We start from the raw sequence: 4,540 nt of genomic DNA on the forward strand, positions 1-4,540 counted from the left end.
GCTGCTGGTCCCGCTTCCGCCCCTGGCCGCCGCGCGCGACGTGCCTGCGTCAACAGACCGAAGGATGCTCAACATGGCTTTCGAATTGCCCGCGCTGCCGTATGCGCATGACGCCCTCGCCGCCAACGGCATGCAGCGCGAGACCCTGGAACTGCATCACGGCAAGCATCATCAGGCCTATGTCACCGCCCTGAACGGGTTTGTCGAGAAGAACCCCGCCCTGCAGGGCAAGAGCCTGGAAGAGATCATCAAGCTCTCGCACGGCAAGGAGGACATGGCGCCGGTCTTCAACAACGCCGGCCAGCATTGGAACCACATGCTGTTCTGGCCGGCGATGAGCCCGCAGGGAGGGAAGATCCCGGGCGCGCTGGAGAAGAAGCTGGTCGAGGATTTCGGCAGCGTCGACAAGTTCAAGGAGGCGTTCAAGGCCGCCGCCGTCGGCCAGTTCGGCTCGGGCTGGGCGTGGCTGGTCGCCGGCACGGACGGCAAGCTCAAGGTCACGAAGACGCCGAACGGGTCGAACCCGGTCGCGACCGGCGACGGCCACGCGCTGCTCGGCATCGACGTGTGGGAGCACAGCTACTACCTGGACTTCCGCAACCGCCGGCCGGACTACGTGCAGAACTGGCTCGACAAGCTCGCCAACTACGAGTTCGCCGCGAGCCGTCTCGCCAAGGCCTGACCGCGCCGCGACGCGCACCGACGATCGGGAGGGCCGTCCGGCCCTCCCGCCATCGCCTGCGTCTAAAACTGCTGGCCCGGTGGAGTGACCGGTGAGGTAGCCTCAGCCCGCCTTGGCGGCCGGCTTGCTGTCGTTCGCGGCCTGCGGGCGGATCACCGTTGTGATGGTGTCGCGGATGACCGTCACACGCAGGTTGGGCGCGATCTCCACCTCGACCTCCGATGCCGGCTTGCCGTCCTTGTCCGGCGGCACGCGCTGCACGGTGCCGACGATGCCGCCGCCCGTCACGACCCGGTCGCCGCGCTTGAGCGCCGCGAGCATGCTCCGCGTCTCCTTCTGCCGCTGCTGCTGCGGGCGGATCAGCAGGAAGTAGAACACCGCAAAGATCAGGATGAGCGGCGCGAACTGGCCGATCATCCCGAGCGGACTGGCGCCGCTCGCGGTCTGCGCATAGGCGGTCGAAATGAACATGGTTGCCTGCCCCCGGCCGCGGGTTGCGGCGGCCGGGGGCGGACCATACTGTCGCGGCCTTTCCCGTCAAGCAGCCGGACCGTGATGGACGAACGACTGATTCTCGCCGCCACCCGCATCGCGGAGGCGCTGGAGCGACTCGCCCCGCCGCCGCCCGCGGCCCCCGACCTGACCGCTGCCGATGCCTATGTATGGCACCCGGCGCAGGGCCGGCTGTCGCCCGTGCGCCATGTCTCGCGCGTGGAGGCCCGCCTGCTGCAGGGCGTGGAGCGGCAGAAGGGGCTGATCCTCGAAAACACCGCCCGCTTCGCCCGCGGCCTGCCGGCCAACAACGCGATGCTGTGGGGGGCGCGCGGCATGGGCAAGTCGTCGCTGGTGAAGGCCGCGCACGCGACGGTCAACGCGGCGGCGCCGGGCAGCCTCGTGCTGATCGAAATCCACCGCGAGGATATCCGCACCCTGCCCGACCTGCTCAACCTGCTGCGCGACCTGCCCCGGCGCTTCCTGATCCTGTGCGACGACCTGTCGTTCGAGCGCGAGGACGCGGACTACAAGGCGCTGAAATCCGTGCTCGACGGCGGCATCGAGGGGCGGCCCGACAACGTGCTGTTCTATGCCACGTCGAACCGCCGCCACCTGATGCCGCGCGACATGATCGAGAACGAGCGATCGACGGCGATCAACCCGTCCGAGGCGACCGAGGAAAAGGTCTCGCTCTCCGACCGGTTCGGCCTGTGGATCGGCTTTCACAACTGCGACCAGGACACGTATTTCGCGATGGTCGAGGGCTATGCCGCGGCCCTTGCCCTGCCGGTGGAGGGCGAGGCGCTGCGCGCCGCGGCGGTCGAATGGGCGGTCACGCGCGGCGGCCGCTCCGGCCGGGTGGCGTGGCAGTTCATCCAGGATCTCGCGGGCAGCCTCGGCGTCGCGATCCGGCGCGACTGACCGACCCGACGGAGCGGCGCGACGGACCGGCCCAGCCGCGGGCTACGCGGCGCGGCGGTCGGACGGGGGCGTGTCCGTGACCGGATCGGTCGCGGCCGGGGCGGACGGGCAGAGCGCCCGCCGCAGCCGCCAGCCGCGCCGGCAGACCTGCATCCAGCCGCCGTCATCCGCCGCCGCCATGTCCCCGGGCGCGGCCGCCGGCTCGGCGACATAGCCGCGCAGCAGCCCGCGCATCAGCAGTTCGACCGTGCCGGGCGGATGCGCGGCGTCGGCGGGTGTCACCCACAACAGGGTGGACGTCCCCCGGTCCAGCAGCGCCGCGAGCAGCGGGATCATCGCCTCGTCGGACGCGGGCACGTCCTGATGCAGCAGCAGCAGCCGGCTGCCGGCCGCGAGCGTCTGGCGCAGCCGGCGCACCGCGATGGTCAGCCGGGCATGCTCGCGCCGGCGCATCGTTGCCTCGTCGATCTCCGCCGTCGCCCGGCCGGTGTCGTAGGCGAGGCCATAGGCACGCACGCCCGCGAACCAGGTCTCGCGCCCGTCGGCATGGGCGCATGGCATGGCGGCGATGCCGTCGATCCGCCCGATCGCCGCGAAATCGTCGACCAGCGCCTCGACCAGCCCCGCGAGCGTCCAGGTCCCGCCGTTCAGCACGTCCAGCAGCTCCACGCCATGTGTCGCGCGAAACCGCGTTAAGGCCGGCCCCTCGCCCAGGGTCGCGATATCGACCAGCAGCGCCTCGGCCGGCGGCGCGGCCGGCGCGCCGTCGAGCAGCAGCGGCACGTCGCGCTCGATCACCCGCAGGACGCGCAGCATGTGGACGCCGATCGACAATTCCCGCGCGTCATCGACCGGCAGCACGTCGCTCGCGCGCCGTGCATCGGGATGCTCGATCGTGATGCGCAGGGGGCCATCCGCCTCCGCCGCTTCCGGCGGGACGAAGACGGTCAGCGTCTCCTGCCGTTCCAGCACGTGCCGCGCCGCCTCGTGCCCGTTGATCAGCACGCGCAGCCGCTGCGCGCCCGCGCCGCCGTCGCCGGCGGTGAAGGGGGTGACCCGCATCTGGATGAAATACGCCCCATCCCCCGCCCCCTCCGGCAACGGCACGCCGAGGTCGCTGGCCGCGCCGAGCATCCAGGTGTGTTGCGGCTCCGGCACCGACCACCCCTCGCCCGTATGGGCCGCGCCGTTGCCGCCGATGGTGAAGTCGATGCGCAGCACCTGCTCGATCGTCGGCAGGCTCGTGGTCTGGGACGTCATGCGGCTTCCTCCGGGCGGCGGACCATGCGGGGACGGCGAGTCGGGCCGCGGCGTAAGGCGGCACGGGCAGTATGCGCGACGACGGGGTCGGAGGGTCAAAACCTCGGCTCCGACCGCGCGGCGGCGGGCGGCCCCGGGCGGCAGCTTCGTGTAAATATTGCAAAGCGACGTTTGAAATTCGTTAAATCGGATCAAACGCCACGCTTAATCTACCTAATTCGGCAATCGCAGGCTAACGTCACGCGATCATTGGTGGCGCCTTCCGCGATCGTTCCGGTTCGCTACCGGGACGGGACCGGGACGGCCCGGCCCGACAACGGATGGGTGGTGATGAACAGGCTGATATCCCCCGGCGCCGCCGCGCGGCCCGTCTATGGCGCCACTGCCGAAGCCTTCGCCGGCAGCCGGCCGGCCGCGATCGACCTCGACGCCTATTACCGGGCCGAGGCCGTCCGCCGCCCGACCTATCTCGGGCAGCTCGACCCGGCGTTCCAGGCAGCACTCGCCCATCGAAACCGGCAGGTCGTGGCCGAGGATTGCGACTTCTACCACACGCTCGACATGCCCGACGGGCGCACGATCGACGGCGTGTGGGACCTGCGCCGGCACGAGGACGCCTATCTCGGTCACGTTCCGCTGCGCGGACAGCGGGTGATCGAGTACGGGCCGGCCTCCGGCGGTCTGACGGCGCATATGGCGGCGTCCGGCGCGGAGATCGTCGCCTTCGACCTGCCCTATGGCAGCGGACCGGAACTGCTGCCCCATCCCGGCGTCGACCTGCAGGCGGCGCAGCGCAGCGGAGCGCAGTCCGCCCGGCGGCTGCACAACAGCTGGTGGTATGTCCGCAACCGGCTGCGCTTCGACGCCGCCATCGTCTATGCCGACATCTACGAGCCGCCCGAGGATCTCGGCCGCTTCGACATCGCCGTGTTCGGCGCGATCCTGCTGCATCTGTCGCACCCGTTCCGCGCGCTGCAGCGCGCCGCCGCGATCACCGACCGCACGATCGTCGTCACCGACGTCTACAGCGCGCCGGAGGGCAACCAGCTCGCCGATCTCCAGGGCCGGGTGCCCGGGCTGGTGCTGTTCGGCCCGACGCCGCCGCCGATCGGCCTCGTCCACTGGTGGGGTCTGTCCGCCGGCGCCATCCAGCACATGCTGGCGCTTCTTGGCTTCGGCGAG

5 protein-coding genes are annotated in these 4,540 nt (G+C 70.8%); 3 read left to right on the forward strand and 2 right to left on the reverse strand.

From position 1 onward, the window contains the following. Window positions 1-73 precede the first annotated feature (73 nt). The gene (locus tag B8460_RS00680; RefSeq protein WP_048859646.1) at window positions 74-682 is read left to right on the forward strand and encodes a superoxide dismutase; all 609 of its coding nucleotides are present in this window, start codon (window positions 74-76) and stop codon (window positions 680-682) included. A gap of 102 nt (window positions 683-784) precedes the next feature. Here the strand turns inward: B8460_RS00680 and yajC are convergent, their stop codons facing one another. Beyond that, window positions 785-1,153 carry a preprotein translocase subunit YajC gene (gene yajC, locus B8460_RS00685; protein WP_048859642.1) on the reverse strand — a complete coding sequence of 123 codons (369 nt, stop codon included), beginning with the start codon at window positions 1,151-1,153 and terminating at the stop codon, window positions 785-787. Window positions 1,154-1,237: 84 nt separating this feature from the next. Between yajC and B8460_RS00690 the strand changes: the two genes are divergently transcribed. Continuing rightward, entirely contained in the window at window positions 1,238-2,098 is an 861-nt protein-coding gene (locus tag B8460_RS00690; RefSeq protein WP_048859643.1) for an ATP-binding protein, read from the forward strand. A 42-nt stretch (window positions 2,099-2,140) separates the two neighbouring features. On the opposite strand, the gene B8460_RS00695 is transcribed toward B8460_RS00690, so the two are convergent. Next, window positions 2,141-3,358 (reverse strand): IPT/TIG domain-containing protein, encoded by a 1,218-nt coding sequence (locus B8460_RS00695; protein WP_048859644.1) that lies wholly within the window; start codon window positions 3,356-3,358, stop codon window positions 2,141-2,143. A 330-nt stretch (window positions 3,359-3,688) separates the two neighbouring features. On the opposite strand from B8460_RS00695, the gene B8460_RS00700 reads away from it, so the two are divergent. Beyond that, on the forward strand, window positions 3,689-4,540 hold an 852-nt coding region (locus B8460_RS00700; protein WP_048859645.1), incomplete at its 3' end, for a class I SAM-dependent methyltransferase.

This window comes from Acidisphaera rubrifaciens HS-AP3, from assembly GCF_000964365.1.
Taxonomy (GTDB): domain Bacteria; phylum Pseudomonadota; class Alphaproteobacteria; order Acetobacterales; family Acetobacteraceae; genus Acidisphaera; species Acidisphaera rubrifaciens.

Bases quoted from the DNA above. Each gene is read 5' to 3' on its own strand.
- B8460_RS00680 (WP_048859646.1), top strand. From the start codon at position 74: ATGGCTTTCGAATTGCCCGCGCTGCCGTATGCGCATGACGCCCTCGCC.
- yajC (WP_048859642.1), bottom strand. From the start codon at position 1,153: ATGTTCATTTCGACCGCCTATGCGCAGACCGCGAGCGGCGCCAGTCCG.
- B8460_RS00690 (WP_048859643.1), top strand. From the start codon at position 1,238: ATGGACGAACGACTGATTCTCGCCGCCACCCGCATCGCGGAGGCGCTG.
- B8460_RS00695 (WP_048859644.1), bottom strand. From the start codon at position 3,358: ATGACGTCCCAGACCACGAGCCTGCCGACGATCGAGCAGGTGCTGCGC.